Below are 25,750 nucleotides of genomic sequence, written 5' to 3'. Positions count from 1 at the left end.
GAAGCGCTTTTTTATTGGGCGGGCGGGAAGATTAAGCGAGCGGAACTTCAGGTGTAGTCACCGGACCACGCCCGCTGAATCGCTCCAGCGTGAGGTAGATCACGGGCGTGATGAAGAGCGTAATCGCCTGGGAAAAGACCAGGCCACCCACCACAGCCAGGCCCAGTGGCTGGCGCAATTCAGCACCGGCGCCAATGCCCAGGGCAATGGGCAACGCCCCCATCAGTGCGGCCAATGTGGTCATCATGATCGGGCGAAACCGCAAGACGCAGGCCTCGCGGATAGCTTGGGCGGGTGTCATGCCGTGACGGCGCTGGGCATCCAGCGCAAAGTCAATCATCATGATGGCGTTTTTCTTCACAATACCGATCAACAGCACGATACCAATGGTCGCAATCAGGGTCAGGTCCTGGCCAAAAAGCATCAAGGTCAGCAGCGCGCCAACGGCAGCAGACGGCAAGCCCGCCAGAATGGTGATGGGGTGGATATAGCTCTCGTACAGCACTCCCAGCAACACATAAATGACCAACAGGGCCGCCACAATGAGGATGGTCTGGCTGCCCTGTGAACTCTTGAACACCGCCGCATCGCCGCCGTAGGTGGCAATGATGGACGCAGGCATTTGAATGGCATCGCGTGCCGCATCAATCTTGGCGGTCGCGTCGCCCAGAGCCACGCCCGGGGCGAGGTTGAAAGACACCGTCACGGCCTGCAGTTGGCCCACATGGTTGATGGAGGTGGCCCCCACCGTCCGCTCCACGGTGGTGAAGCTTGACAGCGGCACCAAATTGCCTGCGGACGATCGAACGTAAATGCCGTTCAAGGCCTGTTCATCCTGTTTGGATTCCGGCTGTACTTCCATGATCACCTGGTAGCTGTCGGTGGGCAGGTAAATGGTAGATACCTGGCGTTCGCCAAAGGCGTTGAACAGCGCGTTGCGAATGGCATCGATGGACACCCCCAGCGTATTGGCGCGGTCGCGGTCAATCTTGAGCTGGGCTTGCAAACCACGCAACTGGGAGTCGCTGGTCACATCCCTGAACTGGGGATCGGCGCGCAAACGGTCCTGCAACTTGCTGGCCCAGCTGTTGAGCTCATCAGCGCGAACGCTTTGCAGGATGTACTGGAACTGCGCCTTGCTTTGTCGCCCACCCAATTGCAAATTTTGCACCGGTCGCATGAAGATGGTGATACCAGCCACCTCACGCAGTTTGCGCCGCAACCCCTCTGTGACCTTTTTCATGGCCTGTCGTTGGGCCATCGGCTTGAGGGTGACGAACATGCGCCCGGTATTCTGCGCACCGCTGCCGCCGTTGAACGAACTCACGGCCGCCACATTGGCATCAGCCCGAATGATGGTCGCCGCGCGCTCCTGCAGCCGGACCATCTCGGCAAAGGAAGTGTCTTCCGACGACTCGGTGGTGACCTGAATTTGACCAATGTCCTCCTCCGGGAAAAAGCCCTTGGGAATCACCGCGAGCAGCCATGCGGTGGCAATAAAGGTCGCCACCGCCACTGCCAGCACCACATGGCGATGACGAAGCGCCATGTCAAGCAGGCGCGTATAACCCGCGAGCAGACTGTCAAAACCACGCTCGAACAGACGTACCACGCGACCCGGTGGCTTTTTATGGGTTTCGTCGGTCAGAAAGCGACTGGCCAGCATGGGCACGAGGGTCAAGGACACAAAGGCGGACACCACAATGGAAAGTCCCACCACGACGGCAAACTCATGGAACAAAAGACCGATCACGCCCGGCATGAAAAAGATCGGAATGAAAACCGCAATGAGCGAGGTGGAAATTGAAATAATGGTGAAGCCAACTTCACGCGCACCCTTGAGCGCCGCCTGGAACGGGGGCACACCCTCCTCCACGTGGCGGATGATGTTTTCAAGGACCACGATGGCGTCATCGACAACCAGGCCAACGGCCAGCGTTAACCCCAGCAGGGAGATGTTGTCCAGGCTGTAGGAAAAACCCCAGAGCAGCGCGACGGCGCCAATCAGTGAGATGGGCAAGGAGAGGGCCGGGATCACCGTGGCAACAAACCGGCGCAAAAACAGGAAAATCACCAGCACCACCAGCACGATGGTGCCCAGCAGGGTCAGGGTCACATCGTGCAGGGCCTCACGCACGGACACCGAGCGATCGTTGACCGGGGTCAGGTTGACCGACTGGGGCATCTGGCTTTTGAGCATCGGCAAAGCGGCCCGCACGGCATCCACCACGCGCACGGTGTTCGCGCCGGGTTGCCTCTGGATTGCAATGGTGATGGAGTTCTCGCCGTTGAGGGTCGCCCAACTCCGGGTGTTCTCGATGCTGTCCTCGACCCGCGCCACATCTTTGAGCCGAACCGGGTTCCCCCCGCGGTTGCTGACAATCAGGTCGGCAAAATCGGCTGCATTTTTGAGTTGACGGTTCGCCTGCAAGGTCAGCGTCTGGCGTGGCCCCTCAAAGGTGCCCACCGGGGTGTTGACGTTGGCAGCGCGCAGCGCCGCGCTCAATTCGTCAAGTCCGATGTTGCGGGCCTGCAGCGCATCGGGCTGCACCCGGACCCGCACGGCGTAACGTTTTGACCCAAAAATATTGACCTGCGCCACGCCATCAATGGTGGACAAGGTGGGGGAAATCAAATGTTCGGCGTAGTCCTGCATGTCGGACGGTGCGAGCGAAGGCGAGGTCAAGGCGATCAGCAGCACGGGGGCATCCGCCGGATTGACCTTTCGGTAGGACGGTGGCGATGTCATGTCGGTGGGGAGCGAGCGCTGTGCGCGCAGCAAGGCGGCTTGCACATCCACCGCGGCGGCGTCAATATTGCGCCCTTCCTCGAACTCCAGCGTCAGCGAGGTATTGCCCAGCGTGCTGGTTGAGCTGATGGTCTTCAGCCCCGGCACGGTTTGAAATTGTTTCTCAAGCGGCAAGGCCACTGAACTGGCCATGGTTTCCGGATTGGCGCCCGGCAAAGCCGCGGACACATTGATCACCGGGGTGTCGTAACTCGGCAACGCGGCCACCGGAATGTTGCGAAACCCGATCACCCCGGCCATCACCACGGCCACGTTGAGCAGGACCGTCATCACCGGACGACGGATGAAGAGTTCGGAAATATTCATGGTGCTGCGGACCGTGTTGTCGTGGACGCTGCACCCGCTGACTCACGCACCTTCTCGACCACGGGGGTACCGGGACGCAGGTTTTGACGGCCATCCAACACCACGGGGTCGCCCACCTTGACGCCGGTGACCGCCGCATCGGCGTCCTGGGCATAGAGCACCTTCACGGGCTTCAGCGCCGCTTTACCCTCCTCCATGACATACACAATCGTGCCGCGGGCGCCTTGGATGATAGCGGCCTGAGGCACCACGACCGCGTCTTTCAGCGTGCTCACCGTCTGGGAGACCGCAACGAAGGCACCGGGCCAGAGTTTGCCGTCACGGTTGTCAAACACCGCCTTGACTTTGACTGTACCCGAGTTGGCGTCCACCGCGTTGTCCACAAATTTGAGGCGTCCGCTGAAGCTGCCCGCTGCATCCGCCAAGGTCGCAGTCACGGGCGCGCCGCCCTCCTTCAGGGCGACCAGCGCATCTGGCAGGTTGCGCTGCGGCAGATTGAACGTCACAGCAATGGGGTCCAGCTGGGTGATGGTGACCAGCGTGCTGACGTTGGCCTGCACCGCACTGCCCGGGAACACACTGATGGCACCTGCCCGTCCGGCATTGGGCGCAGTGATGCGGGCGTAGGACAAGGGCACGCGCGCTGCGTCGATGGCGGCCTGATCGGCCGCCACGGTCGCGGTTTGCGCATCCACCGCGGCCTGGCTGGTGTCCAGTGCGCCCTGGGAGATGAAGTTTTGCGCCAGCAACTGCTGGGCCCGCGCAAACTGGCGTTGCGCATCCGCCAGCGCAGCCCGGTCCTTGGCGAGCTGCGCCCGTGCCTTGGCGACGTTGGCTTCATCTGCCCGCGCGTCCAGCGTGAACAACAACTCACCAGCCTTGACAAATTGCCCCTCGTGGATATGCACCTTGGCGATCACGCTGTTCATTTGCGCCCGGACGTCGACGCTGGTCAGCGGCGTGACGGTCCCGGTGGCCTTGATCAAAATGGGTAAATCGCGCTTTTTTGCACGCACCGTGGTCACACTCACGGGCGGGCCTGCCGGCACCGCCGCGGCAGCTGGCGCACTGCTGGGCGCAACAGGCGCGCCGGCGGGTGCGGTGACATCGGCCTTGCCGGAACAACCCAGCAGCGTGGCCGCGGCAATTCCGCAGGCAATTTTCGAGAGATGGTACGAAGTGATCATGGTTGTTCTATGGGCGGTCGAAAAATGGGGAGAAGTGTGGTCAACCACGGCAGAGACCGTTGGCACGGTGACACCCAGAAAGCGGATCACCGCCCTCTGCTGGCTTGTGAGCAATGAGGTCTGCGCAGGCATGTCGTCTTGTTCAAGGCGTTGAAGGGGGCAACCGGGTGTATTAGTTAGCTTCACTGTCAATTTTCTGAGCTTATCAGCTACCGGTGGCGGACAGGTGGCGTTATTGTGTTTTCGCAAGGTGATACCAGCAAAGTTTGGGTAAAGCGCCCTGTTGGCAGAAGGGGTAATGAACGCCTACAGGCGAACGGGCAAAAAGCGAGCTTCTGGCCCGGCTTTGTCCGCTAGGTTGATGGCAGCCGGGTTCTTAGACTGGGGCATCCTCCTCCACAAAGCGAGTCGCCATGCAAACCACGTCCACCTCCCCTTCCATGCGCCAGGCCATCAACTACTTCCTTGGAAGCGCCATTTTTGCCGTCGCGGCCGCCAGCGCGCAGGTGGGCGTGATAGGTGACACCGGCATAGACACCTCCGGCAACCACCAGCAAGAAATGGCATGGTGCGTGGCCAACACGGTAGGGGACGAACGTGCCGCCTGCCTCAAAGACTCGGGGGCCGCGCAAGCCGAAAAGCGCCAAGGCACACTTGACGGCCCGCCCGCCAACTACCGCGCCAATGCGATGCGTCGGTGCGACGAACTGGCCGGGGACGACCGTACAGCCTGCCGGGCCCGGGTTCAGGGCCTGGGTAGCAGCAGTGGCAGCGTGCAGGGCGGTGGTGTCATCAAAGAGATCGAAACCCTCATTGCGCCAGCCGTGCAGTAAGACACAGGGTGTAAACCGTATGGCAGGTTTAAAGCGGTGACGCTGGCATACACTTACCCAGTGAAAGATGTAAACGAATCACCCATTCCCGCTGCACCGCCCGCATCACCTGATGCGCTCGCAGTTGCTCTTGCCTGTGCCGCCGTAGCTGGGCATTTTGACGAGTTGCGGGGCTCCACCTCGGCAAGCGCACCTCATCCTGCCACGGCTGCTATAACTTCGATAGCTGCTTCCGAAGAATTGACGGGGGCTTGGGCCCAATTCTTTGAAAATATCGCTGACAACAGCACGCTCCACCTGAACCAGCACATGGTCAGCCTGGAGCGCCAGATCCGGGACAACGGCGTCACCTACAACGTCTATGCCGACGAAGACGGGCCGCAGCGCCCCTGGTCGCTGGATCTTTTTCCACTCATCATCGAGGCGAACAGCTGGCTGCAAATCGAAAAAGGCGTCAAGCAGCGCATGCGGGTGCTGGAGCGTGTCATGGCCGACGTCTATGGTCCCCAGCAATTGCTGGCCAAGGGCCTGCTGCCCCCGGCACTGGTTCAGGGCCACCCCGGCTACCTGCGGGCCATGCACGGCGTCAAACCCGTGGGCGGCACGCACCTGCACATCGCCGCCTTTGATTTGGCCCGTGGGCCGGACGGCAACTGGTGGGTGGTCAGCCAGCGTTGCCAGGCACCTTCCGGGCTCGGTTACCTGCTGGAGAACCGGCTGGCCGTGTCGGGCCAGTTTCCCCAGGCTTTTCAGGCCATGCGGGTGCAGCGGCTGGCCGGGACCTACCGTGCGCTGATGGACAGCATGAAAAAGATGAGCCCGGCGGGTGTGGATTCGCACCTCGCGCTGCTCACGCCCGGGCCGTATAACGAAACCTATTTTGAGCATGCCTACCTGGCCCGGTACCTGGGCCTGACGCTGGTGGAAGGCAGTGACCTGATCGTGCGTGATGAGCGTCTTTTCCTCAAGACGCTCAAAGGCCTGGTGCCGGTGCACGGTCTCCTCAAGCGCGTGGACGACGAGTATTTGGACCCGCTGGAATTGCGCCCGGACTCCACTCTGGGCGTTCCCGGTCTGCTGCAGGCCATTCGCGCGGGCAATGTGCTGGTGGCCAACGCGCCAGGCTCGGCCTTTCTGGAATCACCCGCGCTTTTGGGCTTTTTGCCTGCACTGTCACAGCATCTGCTGGGCGAAGAACTGCAGCTGCCGTCTTTGCCCACCTGGTGGTGCGGCGAGCGCTCGGCCATGGAAGAAGCCCTGCCCCGATTGCGGGACTGCGCCATCAAACCCACTTACCCGGGTTCGGTCAGCCATGGCAGCTTTGATGCCGTCCTGGGTCGCTCGCTGTCCACCCGCGAACTGGACGAATGGGCGGGCCGCATCGCTTTGCAAAGCGAAGAACACACGGTGCAGGCTTACGTGCCCTTGTCACAAATGCCCACCTGGCATGCACCGGCCAAAGGCATGGAGGCCGAGGGGCAGGTTGTTGCACGCTCGGTGATTTTGCGGGTATTTGCCGTGTCAGACGGGCCGCAATCCTGGCGCGTACTGCCTGGCGGTCTGGCCCGGGTGGCGGGAGCGGGGGCCGAGATCGCCTCCATGCAACGCGGCGGCAGCAGTGCCGACGTCTGGGCCCTGACGCGCGGCGAGGTGGATAAAACCACCCTGCTTCAGCCGCAACTGACGCCAGCAACACTGGCGCAGCGTAAACGATTGGTCACCAGCCGGGCGGCCGAAAACCTGTTCTGGATGGGCCGCTACACCGAACGTGCCGAAAACGCGATCCGGCTGGCCCGCCTGACCCTGGAATGCCTCAATGGCGAGGAGCAGTCCTCCGCCCCGCTGCTGGCGTGGCTGAGCAAGATGGCCGTGGCCAATACCCTGGTGTTGCCGCGTGTGCCCTCCGCTGCGCAGGCGCGGCGCGTCTTTGAACGCTCGCTGATTTCCAGCCTGGGCAGCACCGAGGGCGCCACCAGCGTGGGCTACTACCTGCGCGCCCTCAAGATGACCGGCGCGACCGTGCGCGACCGGCTGTCGCAGGAGCATTGGCGTGTGATCGTACGGGCCGAGGAAGAGTTGTTTTCGCGCTGCGCAGAGCACGCCCGCAAAGGTGACTATTCGTCGCTGGACGCCCTGCAGATCCTCAAGGACACCAGCGACTACATGGCCGCCATCACCGGCGCTCAGACCGACCGCATGACCCGCGACGACGGCTGGCGCCTGCTCAGTATTGGACGTCACATCGAGCGCCTGAGTTTTCTGGCCAGCGCCCTGACCCGCGGCCTGGCCACCGGCTCAGTCCACACCCAGGGCGGCTTTGAGGCCATGATCGCCTTGTTTGACAGCACCATCACCTTTCACGCCCAGTTCCAGCAAAGCCGCGACATGGCCGCGCTGATTGACCTGCTGGTGCTGGACCGCGACAACCCCAGGTCGCTGGCCTGGGTGGCCCACACCATGCGCGGTCGCCTGGCCAAACTGGCTGGCAGCGAGCCGGATGAACTCAGTGCCCTGTCCCTGAAGGTGCCCAACCCTGCCTGCTGGGACCTGACGCATTTGTGTGAGGTGCAAACCCAGGGGGACGCCGACGACGCTGAACCCGTTCTGGAGACGGATGATGCGCCCGCGGACAGCTCGGGCTACTACTTTGCGCTCAACGAGTTGCTGCTGCAGTGTTCGGCCGCCGCCTTTGCCGTATCCGACGAGATCAGCACGATTTATTTCACCCACTCGGGCGAGACCAAACAAAGCATGGGGACCTCATGAAGCTGCAGATCACCCATGAAACCCGGTACAACTACATGCCCGCGGTCGAAACCGCGCAGCACATGGCTTACCTGCAGCCCGTCAGCACCCGGTATCAACAGCTATTGAGCCATTCTTTGCTGATCAGCCCCACGCCCGCCCAAATGACGCAGACACTGGACGTGTTTGGCAACCCGCGCTGCTTTTTCTCGTTGCAAACGCCGCACAGCGAACTCGCCGTGGTGGCCCACAGCCTGGTCAGCACGGTGACCCGCCGGCTGCCTTTGAGCCGTATGAGCTGGGAGCAAACGCGTGAGCACTTCCGGTATCAGTCGGGCAGCGTGTTTGACGCGGCGACAGAATTTGTGTTTTCCTCACCGTTTTGTCAGCGCCACCCGGACTTTGCGGCCTATGCACGCCCCAGTTTTGCACCGGGTGTGAGTGTGCTTGCCGCGGCAAGCGACCTGATGACCCGCATTCACACGGACTTTGTCTACGAGAGCCAGAGCACCCAGATCAACACGCCCGCGCTGGAAGCCCTGGCCAACCGCAAGGGCGTTTGCCAGGACTTTGCCCACATCATGATCGCCTGCCTGCGGGCCATGGGCATTGCGGCGCGTTATGTGAGTGGCTACCTCCTCACCCGACCGGCGCCCGGCACCGTCAAGCTGCGCGGCAGCGATGCGTCCCATGCCTGGGTGGCGGTGTACGCGCCTGATCTGCCGCCGGGCGAGCGCTGGTGCGACTTTGATCCCACCAACGATCGGGCTGGCTGGCATTCACCGGGGGAAGACTACGTGACGCTGGCGACCGGTCGGGACTTCTCCGATGTGTCACCGATTCGCGGCGTCATTCACGGCGGCGCCAGCCATACGCTGACCGTGGGTGTCACGGTGGAGCCCGCGCCGGGCGATGGTGGCAAAGGCCCATCGCAATCGCAGTCACAAAGCCAATCCCAGGGACTCAATCAGTCTCAAAGTCAAAGCCAAAGTCAAAACGCTATCAATTAGATAGCTTCCTGCGCATATCACACGTGGGCTACAGGCACTATTTACCTAAAAAAGGAAGCATCATGAGCATTTACGACAAACTCGCCGAACTCAACATCACCCTGCCCCCGGTGGCGATTCCCGCGGCCGCCTATGTGCCGTTTGTACAGAGTGGCAATCTGGTTTTTCTGAGCGGGCACATTGCCAAAAAAGACGGCAAGGTCTGGGTCGGCCAGCTCGGCAAAAACATCTCCACCGAAGAAGGCCAGGCCGCGGCACGCGCGATCGCCATCGACCTGATGGGCACACTGCACGCGGCGGTGGGTGACCTGAACCGTGTGAAGCGCATCGTCAAACTGATGTCACTGGTCAACTCCACCGGCGACTACACCGAGCAACACCTGGTGACCAACGGCGCCAGCGAGTTGATTGGCCAGGTGTTTGGTGCGCAAGGCGCGCACGCACGCAGTGCTTTTGGCGTCGCCCAAATTCCGATGGGCGCCTGCGTTGAAATCGAAATGATTGCCGAACTGGCCTGACCTGCCAAGGCGCCTAACCGGCGTCAAGCGCCTTAAAAGCTCTCCCAGTCCGACTCGGCAGCCCGCTGGATCACCGGCGCAGGCTTGGCGAGTGCTGGCCGGGCCGACGCTGACGACGGCGTGCTGAGCGGTCGCGATAGCGGCAGCTTATTCACCACTGGCGCACGTCGGGTAGTGGCCAGCGGCAGGGGTCGCTTGTAAGTGAACGCCTGGGCCTGTGGCGTGATGTTCCGCGGGGCTCGGGTTGGCGCGTGTACCACCATCTCCCTGATTTTGAAGACGGCCACGGCCTGCGCCAACTGGTTGGCCTGGTCCCGCAGGCTTTCGGCCGCCGCGGCGCTTTCTTCCACCAATGCCGCGTTTTGTTGCGTCATCTGGTCCAGGTTGCCAATGGCCTGGTTGACGTGGGCAATACCCGCGCTTTGCTCGGTGGAAGCCGCCGTGATCTCGCCAATCACATCAGCCACCTTGCGCACCGATTGCACGATGTCGCTCATCGTGACCCCGGCATCTGACACCAGCTTGGTTCCGGAAGCCACTTTCTCTACCGAGGTGCCGATCAGCTGCTTGATTTCTTTGGCGGCCTCGGCACTGCGCTGCGCCAAGCTGCGCACCTCACTCGCCACCACGGCAAACCCGCGTCCCTGCTCACCGGCACGGGCTGCTTCCACAGCCGCATTGAGGGCCAGAATATTGGTCTGAAAAGCAATGCCGTCAATGACACCAATGATGTCCGATATCTTCTTGCTGCTGGCGTTGATCTCTTCCATGGTGAACACCACTTGCTTCACAACCGCCCCGCCCCGCTCGGCCACGGACGACGCATTGGCCGCCAGTGTGCTCGCCTGGCGGGCGTTGGCCGCACTCAGCTGGACCGTACCGGTCAGCTGGTCCATGCTTGACGCGGTGGACTGCAAGTTGCTGGAGGTTTGTTCAGTGCGCTGCGCCAGATCGTTGTTGCCGCTGGCGATTTCTGCACTGGCCGTGGCAATGCTGTCGGTGCTTTGGCGCACTTGATGCACCATGCGGCCCAGGGACTCATTCATCAACGCCAGGGAGCGCATCAGGTCGCCAAACTCATCGCCCCGCAGGGTAGAAATCTGCATGCTGAGGTCACCCTTGGCAATACGCGCTGCCAGATCATTGGCTTGCTGCAGCGGCTGGCGAATGGAGCGGATGAGCCAGGCGGCACCAGCCAGAATGCCGATCATCAACAACACGGCAAACCCGGCCGAAATCAGAATAAGGTCTTTGGACCGTTGGGCATAAAAAAGGCGGGCCTTCTCGTACGCTTGCTCCTGCATCACCACAAAATCACGCTGTGATTGCTGATACACGGTCATGGCCGGTTTGTACTGGCTGTCGAGAAGGGCTGTCACTTCATCGGGTTTGGCGTCTGCGCGCAGTTTCATGGCAGCAGCGCGCGTCTCCAGAACCACTTTGCGAAGACTCGCAATCTTCTCCATCTGCTCACGGTCCGCCGGGGTGAGGCGGGTGCCTTCAATGCTTTTCTGGATCTCCCCGATCTGTGCAGACGTCGCACTGATGGCCTCTTTCAGGCCCGCCTCCACGGCAGGATCGATGCTGAGCAAGATGGCCTGGGAGCGCGCTGCATTGGTTTCGGTCAGCCCGGCCCAACGGTTGGTCAATTTGATTTTGCTCGTCAGACCATCAAGAATGGCAGCACTTTCGGCCCGGTCACCCCCGGAACGCGAGGCGGCGAATCCGACCAGCGCGCACAAAGCCAAAACCATCAAACCGGTGGCGAGCCACAGTTTGGCCGCAAGGCGCATATTGTTAAAATTCATGAGGGGTCTCCAACCATTTTTATTGACAGTGATCGTACGGCAAACAGCCGCTGTCCGGCGTGTTCTACATTTTTACAATGGCTTGCGACTGCACCGCCCAAAGTTGCGCCGCAGTCACCTGCTGAGGCGCAATTTCAGCCAGAGGCAGCAGGACAAAAGCTCGATTCACCATGCGGGGGTGCGGAATAGTCAGCTGGTCGCTGTCCATGGAGGCCGCCCCAAAAGTCAATATATCCAGGTCCAGCAAGCGCGGCGCATTGTGGTAAGGCCGCTCACGCCCGGCTCGCTGCTCAATGGCCTGCAGCTGGACCCAAAGCGCCGGGGCCGATAAAGTGGTCTGTATTTCCACCACCGCATTCACGTAGTCCGGGCCGCTGGACTCTATCGGCGCGGTGCGGTACAGGGATGAGCGCCGGACCAGCGTGACATCGTGCAGCGCAGCAATCTCATCCATGGCCGATCGCAGCGCAGTGGCGGGGTCCCCCAGGTTGGCGCCCAGGGCCACAAATGCCGTGACTGCGGGGCGGGACAACAACGTCAAGCGCCGTTGTCCGGCATGGACTCACCACCCGTTTGGGGGCCGCTGGGGCGACGGCGACGGCGACGCTTTTTGGGCGCGTCACCCGTGCCGGCCTCGCCTTCGGGTGTTGCTTCCGGGCGATTGAGATCCGCTGCGTCGGCTGTAGAGGGATCGCGCGCGACTGGCGCGGCATCACGGGCCACTGGCGCCTTGTGCACACGAGGTGCGCGTTGGCGCTGTTGCTGTTCTTCGCGCACCTGGTCCACCAGGTCCTGGCGCAGCTCATCACTCGCCATGCTGAACTCTTGCCACCAGTCGGCCAGCACCAAGTCAATTTCGCCAGCATCCGCGCGCAAGCGCATGAAGTCAAACGCAGCTCGGAAACGCGGCTGGTCCACCAAGCCAAACGGCGCGCTGCCGACCCGTTTTTCGAACCGGGGCTGCATCATCCAGATTTCGCGCATGTCGCCAGCCAGCTTGCCGCGGCCCGACACATCACCAATACGGGCATTGAAGACATCGTCAATCGCATCTTGCAAGGCCGGATGGGCATGTTGCCGCTCATTGATCCGCTGTGCCCAGCCATCACGCACATCCGCCCATAAGGCACAGGCCAACAGGAAGCTGGGCGCCACGGGCTTGCCTTCGCCCACGCGGCGATCGGTGTCCTTCAGGGCAGCGTTGACAAATACCTGCTCTGCACGTTCCACGACCACATCAAGCAGCGGGTAAATGCCACGTGCCATGCCCAACGCCTTGAGCTGCGCAATCGACGCCAGCGCATGACCAGTCTGCAGCAGCTTGAGCATTTCATCAAACAGGCGGCTTTGCGGCACATCGGCCAGCAGCTCTTGTGACTTGATCAGGGGCGCCGCCGTTTTGGGCTCCAGCTGAAAGCCCAAACCGCTCAATTTGGCCGCAAAACGCACGGCGCGGATGATGCGCACCGGGTCTTCACGGTAACGGGTGGCGGGGTCGCCAATCATGCGGATGACGCGCTTTTTCGCGTCCTTGATGCCGTTGTGATAGTCCACGACGATCTGGGTCTCAGGGTCGTAGTACATGGCGTTGATGGTGAAGTCACGCCGCACAGCGTCTTCTTCCTGCGGGCCCCACACGTTGTCGCGCAGCACCCGGCCTGATGCGTCCACCGCGTGTTTCATGCCTGCCAACTCATTTTTGCTGGTGCGCTCATTGCCGGACACGGCCTCAGCGGCGGCGTTGTCCATGTAGGCACGGAAGGTGGAGACCTCAATCACGTCGTTTTCACGACCGCGGCCAAACACCACGTGAACAATGCGAAAACGCCGCCCGATGATGAAGGCACGGCGAAACAGGTTCTTGACCTGCTCGGGTGTGGCATTGGTGGCCACATCAAAGTCTTTGGGTCGCAGCCCGACCATCAGGTCCCGGACTGCGCCACCGACGATGTAGGCCTCAAAACCCGCGCTTTTAAGGGTGCGCACCACGTTGAGCGCCCGGTCATCCACCAGCGCCGGGTCGATGCCGTGGGCGTCAACCCCCACTTCCTCACGCTTGCCAAATTGAAGCTTTTTGCTTTTTGCCGCTGACGGAGATTTCCCCAGGAGCTTGTCTATAAATTTTTTAATCATTGAATTCTGAAACTGTGCGGGGCAGGCGTCAGATTGAAAAACAACCGAATCTTGCCCCCCATACGCTGTAAGACCTAAAACAGGTCAAGTATGCGCCATCCGCGCTGGGTCGCGATGGCGCGCAAAGAGTCGTCAGGGTTGGTCGCCACAGGGTGGGTCACTTTTTCCAACAGGCTCAGGTCGTTGATGGAATCACTGTAAAAAGTACTCTCCACATCGCCCCAGCCGAGTTGACGGCGACCCAACCATTGCTCGACGCGGGTGATCTTGCCCTCGCGAAACGACGGAACCCCCCGAATCTCACCCGTGAACCAGCCCGAACCCCCGGGCAAATTGTCACGCTCCAGGTCCACGGCAATCAGTTCCGCAACACCGAACGCCTGGGCGATCGGGCGCGTGACAAACTCGTTCGTAGCGGTGACGATGATGACGTCGTCACCCGCCTGCTGGTGTTGCTGCACCAACGACAAAGCCTGAGATTTTATGGCTGGTTGAATCACAGCCCGCATGTAGTCTACGTGAGCAGCTTCTGATTTGATAGCGCCCTGACGACGCATGGCGCCTGTGGCAAAACGCACGTAATCGTGAATATCGAGGGTTCCCGCCTTGTAATGGGCGTAAAACTCGTCATTGCGCCGGCCAAAGTCCACCGGGTCCGTCCAGCCCAGTGCCGTCGTGAAGGAACCCCAGGAGTAGTCCGAATCAATCGGCAGCAAGGTGTGGTCAAGGTCAAACAAGGCGAGTTTCATGCGGTCAGGATTCTTCCATCATGGATTTGATAAGGGGAATGGTGATGCTCCGCTTGGTCTGCATGGCGTAGCCGTCGATCAAGTCCAGCAACTCCATGAGGCTGCCCAGGTCACGGCTGAAGCGGGTCAGCATGAAATCCATGACTTCATCGCCGAGAAAAACACCCCGCGCATCCGCTGCCTTGCGCAGCACGGCCCGTCGCTCCGGCTCGCTCAGCGCATGAAGCTGGAACACATGGCCCCAGCCCAGGCGGGTTCGCAAGTCATCACGCAATTTCAGGTCGGCAGGTGGCAGGGACCCCGCGCCCAGCACCCAGCGCTGGTGGGTTTGGGAATTGACAAACCAGTTGAAAGCGGCGTGCTGCTGCACCGAGTTGTACTGATGCACATCATCCATCAGTACGGCAGCCCAACGCTCGTCAAACTCGGGCGGCGAGAGTACCGTGGCGTCGAGCCAGCCGACGGTCGCCCCCTGCTCCCGCAACGCCTCCTGAACGGCCTTGAGCAGATGGGTCTTGCCGCTGCCGCTGGTTCCCCACAGGTAGGTGGGGACGGGAGAACGCAGGGCTGCGCCCGACTTCTCCCCCACCCAGAGTTCGAGGTGCTTGAGCGCAGCCTCATTCGGACCGGCAAAAAAGCTGGTCAGTGTGGGCCCGGTGGCCAGGCCTATGTCGAGGGCGATTTGCTTCATGCGCTGCGGTCAACCCTTGTAGATTTTGCTGGAAAGATAACTGGCCTGTGCCCGGCGCATGGCCACCAGCAAGACGGCGCTGGCCGGCAATGCGATGAGCACGCCGACAAAACCGAACAGCTGTCCAAAGGCCAGCAGGGCAAAAATGACGGCCAGCGGATGCAGGCCGATGCGCTCGCCCACCAGGCGCGGCGTCAAAAACAAACTCTCAATGAACTGGCCCAAACCATACACCACCGCCACCATGATCATGGCCTTGGTGGGGCCGTCCGTCACTGCAAATTCAAGAAAACCGGCCAGAGTGGCCAAAATCAGCCCCAGGCCAAATCCAAGGTAGGGCACAAAAATGGCCAGCCCCGTAAAGACCCCGATGGGCAACGCCAGATCCAGGCCAAACAGTGCCAGGCCAACGCTGTAATACACGGACAGCACCAGCATCACCAACAATTGTCCCCGCAAGTACTGTCCCAAAACAGAGTCTGCCTCGTCGGTAAAACTGTCAAAGCCTGCACGCATGGAAGGCGGCACGTAGTCAAGCAGACGGGCCATGAAACGGTGCCAGTCCATCAACAGATAAAACAACGCGACCGGAATCAGCACCGCATTCCCCAGGATGGCAAACGCCACGCTCCCCCCAAGTTTCAATGACGTCATGACCGACCCAAACGCGTCTTCCACGTTGGCACTGAGGTATTTCAGGACAAAGGACTTGATGCTGACCACATCCAGCGAAAACTTGATGCCAAACTGCGCCAGAAACGGTTTCAGTGAGGCATTCAAGCCATCCAGCAGCACGGGAACCTGCTCCCTCAACAGCGGCAACTCCTTGACGAAGATGGGCACCACCAACAGGATCACGCTCAGCAAGGCCACAATAAACAGCAGTTCCACGACCACCACCGCAAGCAAGCGTGGCAGGCGGCCACGCCCAAGGTCATCAAGCCAGTCCACCAGCGGCGTCAGGGCATAGGCCAGAATCGCAGCCACCACAAACGGGGTCAACACGGGCGCGAGCAGCCACACGGTCAGTGCCATGAGTGCCGAAATCAGGCCCCAGGCGGAGGCTCTTTTTTGAGTAGAAGTAAATTGCATTTAGATGACTGAGGACAAACCCTTAAAATCAGGGCAAATTCTATAGGGCTCTGTTCCACGGCCCGACTCGTCGTACTTATCCATTCACTTCACATGACAACAACGAACGCTTCCTCTCCCCTTTCCTACAAAGACGCTGGTGTCGACATTGACGCAGGTGACGCGCTGGTCGAACGAATCAAGCCGCTGGCCAAGAAAACCATGCGCGAGGGTGTGTTGGCGGGCATTGGCGGTTTTGGCGCCTTGTTTGAGGTGCCCAAACGCTACAAAGAGCCCGTTCTGGTCAGCGGCACCGACGGCGTGGGCACCAAGCTCAAACTGGCCTTCGAGTGGAACATGCATGACACCGTGGGCATCGATCTGGTGGCCATGAGCGTGAACGACGTGTTGGTACAGGGCGCCGAGCCCCTGTTTTTCCTGGACTATTTTGCCTGTGGCAAGCTCGATGTGGACACCGCGGCAGCGGTCGTCGGTGGCATCGCCCGGGGTTGCGAACTGTCAGGTTGCGCCCTGATCGGCGGCGAGACGGCAGAAATGCCGGGCATGTACCCGTCTGGTGAATACGACCTGGCAGGTTTTGCCGTCGGCGTCGTTGAAAAATCAAAAATCCTGACCGGTCAAAGCGTGACCGCAGGCGACGTCGTGCTGGGCCTGGCATCCAGCGGCGTGCACTCCAACGGTTTCAGCCTGGTGCGCAAGTGCATTGACCGCGCCGGCGACTCGGCGCCCGCGATGCTCGACGGCAAGCCATTCAAGCAGGCCTTGATGGAACCTACCCGCCTCTACGTGAAGAACGTGCTGGCCGCGCTGGCCGCCCACCCCATCAAGGCACTGGCCCACATCACGGGCGGTGGTCTGCTGGAAAACATTCCGCGCGTCCTGCCCGAAGGCACGGCAGCGCACCTGACAAAAGGCAGCTGGCCACAGACCGAGTTGTTCGCCTGGTTGCAAAAAACCGCCGCCATCGACGACATTGAAATGAACCGCACGTTCAACAATGGCATCGGCATGGTCGTGGTGATTGACGCCGCCAACGCCGCTGCCTGCGCCGCTACCCTGCGCGCCGCGGGTGAGCAGGTATTTGAAATTGGCGTCATTGCCGCACGTGGCGAGACCGCTGCCGTGGTCGTCAGCTAAACCGGAATTGACCGGGTGTCCAAGGCCACGCAGACCTTGCGGCACATCCCCAGCGGCGTTTGGGCGTTGGGTTTTGTCAGCATGCTGATGGACATCTCCTCCGAGTTGATCCACAGCCTGCTACCGGTTTTCATGGTCACCACGCTGGGCACGAGCGTGTTCATGGTGGGCCTGATTGAAGGCGCTGCCGAATCCACGGCGCTGATTGTCAAAGTATTTTCCGGGGTGTTGAGTGACTATTGGGGCAAGCGCAAACCGCTGGCGGTCCTGGGCTACAGCCTGGGGGCCTTGTCCAAACCCCTTTTTGCGCTGGCAAGCACCACGGGCCTGGTTCTCACGGCACGGCTGATTGACCGGGTTGGCAAGGGCATCCGTGGCGCACCGCGCGACGCGCTGGTGGCGGACATCACGCCCCCCGAACAACGCGGCGCAGCTTTCGGCCTGCGCCAATCGCTCGACACCGTGGGTGGGTTTCTCGGCCCCCTGTTGGCCATGGGGCTCATGTTGCTGTGGGCCAATGATTTTCGGGCCGTGTTTTGGGTCGCCACCCTACCGGCTTTCCTGTGCGTGGCGCTGCTGGTAGTGGGCGTGCAGGAGCCCGAGCGGGCACCGGGCGCTGTTCGCACCAACCCCATCAGTCGGGCCAATCTGCGCAGGCTGGAGCCCACGTATTGGTGGGTGGTCGGTATTGGCGCCGTCTTTGCGCTCGCCCGCTTCAGCGAAGCCTTTCTGGTGTTGCGCGCCCAACAAGGCGGTTTGGGCCTGGCCTGGACGCCCTTGGTGCTAATCGGCATGAACCTCATCTACGCCCTGTGCGCCTACCCTTTTGGCAAGCTCGCTGACTCCATGAGTCACACGACCCTGCTGGTCTGGGGGCTGCTGCTGCTGATGGGTGCTGACGCCATGCTGGCCTACAGCAACCACTGGACGTGGGTCTGGGCCGGTATTTCGATGTGGGGACTGCACATGGCCATGACCCAGGGCTTGCTAGCCGCCATGGTGGCCGAGACGGCACCAGCTGATCTGCGCGGTACGGCCTACGGTTTTTTCAATCTCATGAGTGGGCTGGCCATGCTGCTCGCCAGCGGACTGGCGGGCTTGCTGTGGGATCAGTTGGGCGCTTCGTTCACCTTTGTTGCCGGTATCGTCTTCAGCGTGGCCGCGCTCTGTTTGCTGTGGCTACGACCTTCATTCACCAGGAGTACCCCGTGTTAGCACTGCGACCCAATTGCGAGGCCTGCGATACCGACCTGCCACCCGGCAGCAAGAAAGCATTCATCTGTTCATTTGAATGCACGTTTTGCACGACTTGTGCGCACGACAGGCTGCAAGGCATCTGCCCCAACTGTGGGGGTGAACTGGTGCGCCGCCCCATCCGCCCGGCCAGCAAACTGGCGGCCAATCCACCGTCAACCGAGCGGGTTTTCAAACCACTAGGTTAATGAATAGCTATTAAATATATAGCTATATCCGCACGCTGGACGGGGGCTACAGCCCTATTTTTCATTTATTTTGAGCTGCAATGCCTGGTACCGCGGCAGGCGCGCACCGCCGAGTTCCACGGCTTTGGCAATGGCTATGGCAGCCTCGGAGCGATTGCCCTGTTCCAGCAACGCCTGCGCCAGGTTATTCCAGGCGTCGGCAAAGTCCGGATGCCATTTCACCGCCAGCCGGTACGCGGCAACGGCCGCAACCGGTTGACCCAAGGCATAGGCCGTGTTGCCAGCCCCCAGCAAAGCCGTCCGCTCTTGAGGCCATTGGTGCAAAGCGGAGGCATAAGCCGTCTGCGCCGCCTTCGGGTTCAGTCGCTCCAGCGCCGCTGCTGCAGCCGCATAAACGGCCGGGTCAGCGGTCGCAGGCAAGCGATCCGGCGGCAAAGCGAGCATGGACCAGTACTGCCCGCGCGCCCAGGTGCGCTCAAACGTGAACAGGGACATTTCCATCCGCTCGGTGCGGCCAGAGTGCAGCACCAGCACATTGCGGTCACGGTCATAACCGATCACCACGGCGTAATGCCATACCGGGTACACCGCGAATGAGAGGTTTTGAAAAACAAGTACCGGGTTGCCCGTGGCCACCTCGCGCATCAAGTCTTCCAGGCGGGCGCTCAATGGATAGGCCACCAGGCCCTGGCGCCGGGTTGCCGCCAACATTTCCTGTTGCAACGAACCCTTGCGCCCAGGCAGGTAAACCTGCTCGACCAGCGCCTCAGGCAAAACCGGCACGCCAGCGGCGCCCGCCACCATGGCCAGCGCGGCGGGCCCGCACTCAAAATCTTCCTGGGGAAAAAAGGGCACGTCGACAAGTTCAGCCTGGTGGGGCAGATCCGGCGGCCAGCGTGCATCAAGTGACGCCACCTGTGGCGTTGCACAGCCCGTGAGCAACACAAGAGCCAAAACAAAAACCCCCGCCAAAGCGGGGGTTCGCAGACGGGTTAACCCGCCAATCATCGAACCGATCGTGTGAAGGGGAACACCTTGGTCAGGCCCATGATGTCCGTCACCAACAAAATAATGAAAACGGTGAACAAAATACCCAACACATCGCCGCCTGCTGGCGCCTGGTCAATACGGCCAGCCAGTTGGGCCACTTCAACATCCGACATGGCCTTCACCCGTTCCAGCGCCGCTTGCGGGCTGACGCCTTGGGCCTGCATGGCTTCGCGTACATCGTCGCGGGCCAGATAAGTGCTCACCGTGTTGCGGCTTGAGGCGGTTGAACTTGCAGACGCAATCTCATCGGTTGCCACCATGCTGGCTTGCGCCGTCATGGGAAGGCCTGCCGAGATGAGGCCAACAATCAGACAAGAAGAAACAAAGCGTTTGAAGTTTTTCATTAATTTTCTCTTTTAAAGTGACGAGTTCAGTCTAAGCCCAAAGCAGACTCAACGGGGGAGGAATTTAACCCGTGCGCGGTGTTCAAGTCAAAGCCCCTTACACCCTGAAACATCAGTTCCTGGCACGCCGGATTTCAGTCACCCGCGCGGCAATCGCAGCCGCATCCACCGCGTCCTGGGCATGCGCAAGGTAGGTGTCGAGGTCTTCCAGCGATTGCCGCACATGACCGGCTTCGGCATGAGCCAGACCCCGGTCGCGGTACTCGGACCACGTATCGGGCAACAAGACGATCAACCGGTCTTGCACCGCAATCAGTCGCAGCCAGTCTTCCTGTGTGGTGTGAATTTCTTTCAGGTTGTGCAGCATCCTTGAAAGAATATCCCTCGGCGGCATCACCTGCAGGTAAAGGCCCAACGGCACCTCAAACTCGTCCATCAGGCCATTTCGACGCCGAAACGGCTCCAGCCGCTCGGCCAGGTCTTCACGACTCAGAGACTGCCCATCCAGCGGATCAATCACCACCTGCCCGTTGGGCAAATTCACCTTCAGCATGAAGTGACCGGGGAAACCGATCCCCCTTGCCGACAGTCCCAGGCCGTGGGCCAACTCAAGCCACAAGACAGCCAGGGAAATCGGAATCGCACGACGGGTGCGTAAAACGACACTCACATAACTGTTGTCAGGATCGTAATAGTGGTTGACGTTGCCCGCAAAGCTCAAATCCCGAAAGAAAAACTGGTTCAGCGTCCGTAATTTCTGCAGGGGTCCGGCATCGACCGGAATGCGGCGTTTCAGTCGAGCCAGCAACTGATCCACATCGTCGAGCACCTGTTGAACATCGAGGTCGGGGTATTCGTCCTGCCCCAGGCTGATGGCGGCTTCAAGTAACGGGATGTCGGTATCGCTTTGCACCAGCGTTGCAAAGTACTCCAGAGGGGTCGGGACCGCAAACGAGAGATTCATGGGGACATCCTTTCCGAAAAGGTCTGAACGATCAAGCCGGCGCTCAACGCTTGAGAAATTGACTGACTTTCAGGCCTGCGGCCCAGAGCGCTACAAAATATATAGCTGCTGACCCAGCCATGATAAGCGCAAGGAGCCCAATTCGCTTGAGACTCTCGCCGCGCATCTGCGTCCACCCAAAGGCCGCATTAGCCCACATCAGGTAAATGGCCAACAAGGCGCAGGCGGCAACCACCTGCAGCACAAACACGGCCCAGCCCGGTTCGGGTTTGTAGCTGCCTCGACGCAGCAAGCCCACCAGCAGCCAGATGGCGTTGATCATGGCACCGATGCCGATGGAAAGGGTCAGGGCCGCATGGGCAAAGATGGGTACCAAAAACACATTGAGCAACTGCGTGATGACCAGCACGGCAATGGCCACGCGCACCGGCGTCTTGGTGTCCTGGTTGGCGTAATACCCGGGCGCCAGTACCTTGATGGCGACAATGCCGATCAAACCAACACCCCAGCCCATCAAGGCAAAGGTGATCTGCTGCACATCGAATTCGGTGATGGCGCCGTAGTGATACAAAACCGCCACCAAGGGCTTGGCAAAGGCAATCAGTGCCACCGCACAGGGCACGGCCAGCAACACCACCAGTCGCAAACCCCAATCCAGCATGGCCGAGTATTTGGCCGTGTCCCCTGCGGCACGCGCACCGGCGAGTTGGGGCATCAGCACCACGCCCATCGCCACGCCCAGCATGGCGGTCGGAAACTCCATCAAGCGGTCGGCATAGGTAATCCAGCTCACACTGCCAGGGGTCAGGCTCGATGCAATCTGCGTATTGATGAGCATGGAGATGTGCGCCACACTCACGCCCAGCAAGGCTGGCCCCATCAGCTTGAGAATGCTTTTGGTCCCCGGATCGGCCCAGGCCGCTCGGAGTTCGGTCCAACGCAGACTGATGCGCGGTGTCAAGCCGAGCCGTTTGAGCGCCAGCATTTGCACCAGCAGTTGCAAGGCACCACCCAGCAGCACGCCAACCGCCAGCGCATATATAGGTTCCAGACCCAAGGTCTTGAACCAGGGAGCGCCCAACCAAGCCGCACCAATCATGCAAACATTCAGCAGCACCGGCGTCGCCGCGGGAACTGCAAAACGCTTCCAGGTATTGAGGACACCTGCCGCCAGCGCCACCAGGGACATGAAGGCAATGTAGGGAAACATCCAGCGGGTCATGACCACCGCCACGTCATAACCATGCGGGCTTTGCTTCAAGCCGCTGGCCATCGCCCACACCATGAAGGGAGCCCCCAGCACGCCCATGACGCTGATGACCAGCAAGGCCCAGGCCAGCACGGTGGCTGCGCGGTCAATCAGTATTTTGGTGGCCTCTTCGCCCTGCTGAGCCTTGGTCGCAGCCAACACCGGGACAAAGGCCTGACTGAAAGCGCCTTCACCAAAAAACCGCCGAAACAGGTTGGGAATGCGAAACGCCACATTGAACGCATCCGTCAAGGCGCTGGCGCCAAACGTGGAGGCAATCAGCAGCTCGCGCGCCAGGCCGGTGATGCGTGAAACAAGCGTAAAAAGGGAGACGACAGAGGCGGATTTGATAAGACTCACGGCCGGAAGTGTAGCCGCGCCGGACGCATCAACAGGGTGGGTGGTGATCGCCGGGGCGGCAATGCTAGAATCGAAGGCTTTTCTGACAACATCCACAGACTCAAGGAACTATTTATATGGCATCTGGAAAACCCAAGAAAAAGAACCCGCGCCTCGCGTCGGGCCGTAAGCGCGTCCGCCAGGACGTCAAAATCAACGCTGCAAACACTTCTTTGCGTTCCAAATACCGCACCGCGGTGAAGAACGTTGAAAAAGCTGTGATTGCTGGCGACAAGGTTAAAGCAACCGAGTTGTTTGCCAAAATGCAAGCCGTGGTGGACACCGTGGCTGACAAAGGCATCTTCCACAAGAACAAGGCTGCTCGCGATAAGAGCCGTCTGTCGACCAAGGTGAAAGCCTTGGCCGCAATCGCTGCCTGATTTCAGGCAAATCGCACGCATTCACAAGCAATTGAGAATGCGCCGTTTGTAACGGGTGCGCTGTCAGAGAAGCTAAAAAGCCGTCGAAAGACGGCTTTTTTGTTGGCGCTCAGAAAGAGGTAGTCAGGGCGTGGTGGATACAGGCGCGCCTTGCGAGACCTGCAGATCATTGTCTTTGGCGAAGTTCATGCAGAAATCCCAGGCCATCACGTCGTAATCCAGCAGGTCACGGTGGACCACCACGCAACGCACGCCGTTCACGGAGGTTGGAACACACCAGGGCGAGTAACCCAAATGACTGCCCGGTTGAGGACCACCCGGCCGAAACTGGCTCATCACGCCTGCCAGACGTTCTGCCCAGTCGCTGGGGCGAAACGCACGTCCCGCATGGGTCAAACCCAAGATGTAGACTTCTTTGGCAGATTTGGAAATCATCAGATAAATGGTGATCAGTTTGACACTGAAAAAATGTTGCAATGCACAAGAATTCTACCCGACGACCTGTCGCCTGCCGGACGCCTGTCGAACAGGGCCACGCATTGTAGTGATGTCAATTTGTCAAAAATACCCGCAGTTGATGCGCCTAAAATCAGACTTCAATGGCCCAACCGACGTTGGGCCGCTTTGTTTTTGTGACCCCTTTGGAGTTTGAAATCATGAACGCCGCATTGCCTACGACCGAAGCTGTCGCCCCCGCCTTCATCGAAGCTTCGTCACCACACGTGATGAACACTTACGGTCGCTTGCCCATTGCCTTGTCACACGGCCAGGGGTGTCGGGTGTGGGACGTCAATGGCAAGTCCTATCTGGACGCTCTGGGCGGCATTGCGGTCAATACCCTGGGTCACAACCATCCCAAGCTGGTGCCCGCCCTGCAGGACCAGATTGCAAAAATCATCCACAGCTGCAACTACTACCACGTGCCCAACCAGGAGGCACTTGCCAAGAAACTCGTGGAGCTGTCCGGCATGACCAACGTGTTTTTCTGCTCCACGGGCCTGGAAGCCAACGAAGCGGCACTCAAGCTGGCTCGCAAATTTGGGCATGACAAGGGCATCGAACGTCCCGAGATCGTGGTTTACGAGAAAGCCTTTCATGGACGCTCCATTGCAACATTGAGCGCCACCGGCAACCCGAAAATCCAGGCCGGGTTTGGTCCGCTGGTGGAAGGGTTTATCCGCGTGCCCATCAACAACATCGAGAGTCTGAAAAAGGCCACGGATGGCAACCCCAATGTCGTGGCCGTGTTTTTTGAAGCCATCCAGGGTGAAGGCGGGGTGCACCCCATGCACATGGACTACCTGAAGGATGTACGCCGGTTGTGCGACGAGCGCGACTGGCTGCTGATGATTGACGAGGTGCAATGCGGCATGGGTCGCACCGGCAAATGGTTTGCGCATCAGTGGGCGGGCATCAAACCCGATGTGATGCCTCTGGCCAAGGGCCTGGGTTCGGGCGTGCCGGTGGGCGCGGTGGTGGCAGGCCCCAAGGCCGCCCACATTTTCCAGCCTGGCAATCACGGCACGACCTTTGGTGGCAACCCACTGGCCATGCGCGCCGGTGTGGAGACCATTCGCATCATGGAAGAAGACGGCTTGCTGGAGAACGCTGCCACCGTGGGAGCGCATTTGGCCGCCGCACTTGCCCAGGCGCTGAAAGCCGAACTGGCCAGCGGTGCGGTCAAGGAGATTCGGGGTCAGGGCCTGATGTTGGGCATTGAGTTGTCAAAACCCTGCTCGGCGCTTGTGGGGCAAGCCGCGACCAATGGCTTGCTGATCAGTGTCACCGCGGACACCGTGGTGCGTCTGGTGCCCTCATTGATCATGACCACCGTGGAGGCCGATGAAGTCGTCAGCATCCTGTGTCCGCTGATCAAACAACTCCTGTCCGACACGGCCGCCTGAAGCCCGCCCTGCCCCCCCATTTGCCAGCCGAGTACCTGTCCATGCAACATTACCTGCAATTCAGCGACCTGACCGCCGACGACTACGATTACCTGTTCGAGCGCGCGGCGCTCATCAAGAAAAAGTTCAAAGCCTACGAGAAGCACCATCCGCTGGCTGACCGAACCCTGGCCATGATCTTTGAAAAAGCATCGACCCGCACGCGCGTGAGCTTTGAAGCCGGCATGTACCAGTTGGGCGGCAGCGTGGTGCACCTGACCACCGGTGACAGCCAACTGGGGCGCGCGGAGCCGATTGAAGACAGTGCCAAGGTCATCAGCCGCATGGTCGACCTGGTGATGATCCGCACGTTTGAGCAGACCAAGATTGAGCGTTTTGCAGAGCACTCGCGCGTGCCGGTCATCAATGGTTTGACCAATGAGTTCCACCCCTGCCAGATTTTGGCGGACATCTTTACCTACATCGAACACCGCGGCTCGATCCAGGGCAAGACGGTTGCCTGGGTGGGTGACGGCAACAACATGGCCAATACCTGGTTGCAGGCCAGCGAGATTTTGGGTTTCAAGGTGCACGTCAGTACACCCGGCGGGTACGAGGTGGACCAGTCCATCGCCGGGCTGCGCTCGGCCGAGAGTTACCAGGTGTTTGCCGATCCGATGCAGGCCTGCGCCGGTGCCGACCTGGTAACCACCGATGTGTGGACCAGCATGGGCTTTGAGGCCGAAAACGAAGCCCGCAAGAAAGCGTTCGCCGATTGGCGGGTGGATGCCGACATGATGCGCGCGGCCAAGCCAGACGCCCTGTTCATGCACTGCCTGCCCGCCCATCGGGGTGAAGAAGTGGACGCCGACGTGATCGACGGCCCCCAGTCAGTGGTGTGGGAAGAGGCTGAAAACCGCATGCACGTGCAAAAAGCATTGATGGAGTTTTTACTCCTGGGGCGCCTCTGACCACATAAAGTGCGTGTTGTTGGTAATTACCGACACCACGCATTTTTCGG

The 25,750-nt window shown here is 60.4% G+C and carries 23 protein-coding genes; 10 read left to right on the top strand and 13 right to left on the bottom strand.

Going from position 1 to position 25,750, the window contains the following annotated elements; all coding sequences use genetic code 11:
• Nucleotides 1–31 precede the first annotated feature (31 nt).
• Together AC097N_RS17780 and AC097N_RS17775 are read right to left on the bottom strand one after the other, a co-directional pair.
• On the bottom strand, nt 32–3,115 hold the full coding sequence (locus AC097N_RS17780) for an efflux RND transporter permease subunit (RefSeq protein WP_479583397.1): 3,084 nt from the start codon (nt 3,113–3,115) through the stop codon (nt 32–34).
• Nucleotides 3,112–4,302, bottom strand: coding sequence for an efflux RND transporter periplasmic adaptor subunit (locus AC097N_RS17775; protein ID WP_479583396.1), 1,191 nt, complete (start codon nt 4,300–4,302; stop codon nt 3,112–3,114). The genes AC097N_RS17780 and AC097N_RS17775 overlap by 4 nt, the downstream gene beginning before the upstream one ends.
• A gap of 413 nt (nt 4,303–4,715) precedes the next feature.
• On the opposite strand from AC097N_RS17775, the gene AC097N_RS17770 reads away from it, so the two are divergent.
• From AC097N_RS17770 to AC097N_RS17755, 4 genes are all read left to right on the top strand, one after another.
• Nucleotides 4,716–5,135, top strand: a complete 420-nt coding sequence (locus AC097N_RS17770; RefSeq protein WP_479583395.1) for a hypothetical protein — start codon at nt 4,716–4,718, stop codon at nt 5,133–5,135.
• A gap of 60 nt (nt 5,136–5,195) precedes the next feature.
• The gene (locus AC097N_RS17765; RefSeq protein WP_479583394.1) at nt 5,196–7,901 is read left to right on the top strand and encodes a circularly permuted type 2 ATP-grasp protein; all 2,706 of its coding nucleotides are present in this window, start codon (nt 5,196–5,198) and stop codon (nt 7,899–7,901) included.
• A complete protein-coding gene (locus tag AC097N_RS17760; protein ID WP_479583393.1) occupies nt 7,898–8,890 on the top strand; it encodes a transglutaminase family protein in 993 nt (330 codons plus the stop codon). Before AC097N_RS17765 ends, AC097N_RS17760 begins: the two co-directional genes overlap by 4 nt.
• A gap of 62 nt (nt 8,891–8,952) precedes the next feature.
• Complete coding sequence (locus AC097N_RS17755) at nt 8,953–9,408, top strand: RidA family protein (protein WP_479583392.1); 456 nt, start codon at nt 8,953–8,955, stop codon at nt 9,406–9,408.
• Between the two features lie 32 nt (nt 9,409–9,440).
• On the opposite strand, the gene AC097N_RS17750 is transcribed toward AC097N_RS17755, so the two are convergent.
• From AC097N_RS17750 to AC097N_RS17725, 6 genes are all read right to left on the bottom strand, one after another.
• Nucleotides 9,441–11,216 carry a methyl-accepting chemotaxis protein gene (locus tag AC097N_RS17750; RefSeq protein ID WP_479583391.1) on the bottom strand — a complete coding sequence of 592 codons (1,776 nt, stop codon included), beginning with the start codon at nt 11,214–11,216 and terminating at the stop codon, nt 9,441–9,443.
• Nucleotides 11,217–11,280: 64 nt separating this feature from the next.
• Complete coding sequence (gene folK / locus AC097N_RS17745) at nt 11,281–11,757, bottom strand: 2-amino-4-hydroxy-6-hydroxymethyldihydropteridine diphosphokinase (protein ID WP_479583390.1); 477 nt, start codon at nt 11,755–11,757, stop codon at nt 11,281–11,283.
• Nucleotides 11,754–13,349 (bottom strand): polynucleotide adenylyltransferase PcnB, encoded by a 1,596-nt coding sequence (gene pcnB / locus AC097N_RS17740; RefSeq protein ID WP_479583389.1) that lies wholly within the window; start codon nt 13,347–13,349, stop codon nt 11,754–11,756. The genes folK and pcnB overlap by 4 nt, the downstream gene beginning before the upstream one ends.
• Nucleotides 13,350–13,423: 74 nt before the next feature.
• Nucleotides 13,424–14,098 (bottom strand): histidinol-phosphatase, encoded by a 675-nt coding sequence (locus tag AC097N_RS17735; RefSeq protein WP_479583388.1) that lies wholly within the window; start codon nt 14,096–14,098, stop codon nt 13,424–13,426.
• 4 nt (nt 14,099–14,102) lie between these two features.
• A complete protein-coding gene (hda, locus tag AC097N_RS17730; protein ID WP_479583387.1) occupies nt 14,103–14,789 on the bottom strand; it encodes a DnaA regulatory inactivator Hda in 687 nt (228 codons plus the stop codon).
• Between the two features lie 9 nt (nt 14,790–14,798).
• Nucleotides 14,799–15,881 (bottom strand): AI-2E family transporter, encoded by a 1,083-nt coding sequence (locus AC097N_RS17725; RefSeq protein WP_479583386.1) that lies wholly within the window; start codon nt 15,879–15,881, stop codon nt 14,799–14,801.
• A 93-nt stretch (nt 15,882–15,974) separates the two neighbouring features.
• On the opposite strand from AC097N_RS17725, the gene purM reads away from it, so the two are divergent.
• The 3 genes from purM to AC097N_RS17710 all read left to right on the top strand — a co-directional run bounded on the left by purM (nt 15,975) and on the right by AC097N_RS17710 (nt 18,460).
• On the top strand, nt 15,975–17,018 hold the full coding sequence (gene purM / locus AC097N_RS17720) for a phosphoribosylformylglycinamidine cyclo-ligase (protein ID WP_479583385.1): 1,044 nt from the start codon (nt 15,975–15,977) through the stop codon (nt 17,016–17,018).
• A gap of 81 nt (nt 17,019–17,099) precedes the next feature.
• The gene (locus tag AC097N_RS17715; protein WP_479583423.1) at nt 17,100–18,233 is read left to right on the top strand and encodes an MFS transporter; all 1,134 of its coding nucleotides are present in this window, start codon (nt 17,100–17,102) and stop codon (nt 18,231–18,233) included.
• Nucleotides 18,227–18,460 (top strand): DUF1272 domain-containing protein, encoded by a 234-nt coding sequence (locus AC097N_RS17710; protein WP_479583384.1) that lies wholly within the window; start codon nt 18,227–18,229, stop codon nt 18,458–18,460. The genes AC097N_RS17715 and AC097N_RS17710 overlap by 7 nt, the downstream gene beginning before the upstream one ends.
• Before the next feature lie 54 nt (nt 18,461–18,514).
• On the opposite strand, the gene AC097N_RS17705 is transcribed toward AC097N_RS17710, so the two are convergent.
• The 4 genes from AC097N_RS17705 to murJ form a co-directional block, all read right to left on the bottom strand.
• Nucleotides 18,515–19,468: a PA2778 family cysteine peptidase gene (locus AC097N_RS17705; RefSeq protein WP_479583383.1), complete on the bottom strand. Its 954-nt coding sequence runs from the start codon at nt 19,466–19,468 to the stop codon at nt 18,515–18,517.
• Nucleotides 19,465–19,854, bottom strand: a complete 390-nt coding sequence (locus AC097N_RS17700; protein WP_479583382.1) for a PA2779 family protein — start codon at nt 19,852–19,854, stop codon at nt 19,465–19,467. The genes AC097N_RS17705 and AC097N_RS17700 overlap by 4 nt, the downstream gene beginning before the upstream one ends.
• A gap of 112 nt (nt 19,855–19,966) precedes the next feature.
• The gene (locus tag AC097N_RS17695) at nt 19,967–20,818 is read right to left on the bottom strand and encodes a SirB1 family protein (protein ID WP_479583381.1); all 852 of its coding nucleotides are present in this window, start codon (nt 20,816–20,818) and stop codon (nt 19,967–19,969) included.
• Between the two features lie 43 nt (nt 20,819–20,861).
• Nucleotides 20,862–22,427 (bottom strand): murein biosynthesis integral membrane protein MurJ, encoded by a 1,566-nt coding sequence (gene murJ / locus AC097N_RS17690; RefSeq protein ID WP_479583380.1) that lies wholly within the window; start codon nt 22,425–22,427, stop codon nt 20,862–20,864.
• Nucleotides 22,428–22,543: 116 nt separating this feature from the next.
• Between murJ and rpsT the strand changes: the two genes are divergently transcribed.
• On the top strand, nt 22,544–22,846 hold the full coding sequence (gene rpsT, locus AC097N_RS17685; RefSeq protein ID WP_479583379.1) for a 30S ribosomal protein S20: 303 nt from the start codon (nt 22,544–22,546) through the stop codon (nt 22,844–22,846).
• A gap of 123 nt (nt 22,847–22,969) precedes the next feature.
• On the opposite strand, the gene AC097N_RS17680 is transcribed toward rpsT, so the two are convergent.
• Complete coding sequence (locus AC097N_RS17680) at nt 22,970–23,281, bottom strand: DUF3579 domain-containing protein (protein ID WP_479583378.1); 312 nt, start codon at nt 23,279–23,281, stop codon at nt 22,970–22,972.
• Between the two features lie 221 nt (nt 23,282–23,502).
• Here AC097N_RS17680 and AC097N_RS17675 point away from each other — a divergent pair, with 221 nt between their 5' ends.
• Nucleotides 23,503–24,750 (top strand): acetylornithine/succinylornithine family transaminase, encoded by a 1,248-nt coding sequence (locus tag AC097N_RS17675; RefSeq protein WP_479583377.1) that lies wholly within the window; start codon nt 23,503–23,505, stop codon nt 24,748–24,750.
• A gap of 41 nt (nt 24,751–24,791) precedes the next feature.
• Nucleotides 24,792–25,700 (top strand): ornithine carbamoyltransferase, encoded by a 909-nt coding sequence (argF, locus tag AC097N_RS17670; RefSeq protein ID WP_479583376.1) that lies wholly within the window; start codon nt 24,792–24,794, stop codon nt 25,698–25,700.
• Nucleotides 25,701–25,750: the final 50 nt, after the last annotated feature.

Source organism: Rhodoferax sp. LS1R11 (assembly GCF_056521395.1).
The sequence above is the reverse complement of the archived record's forward strand: the minus strand, read 5'-3'. Positions and strand labels throughout refer to the sequence as shown.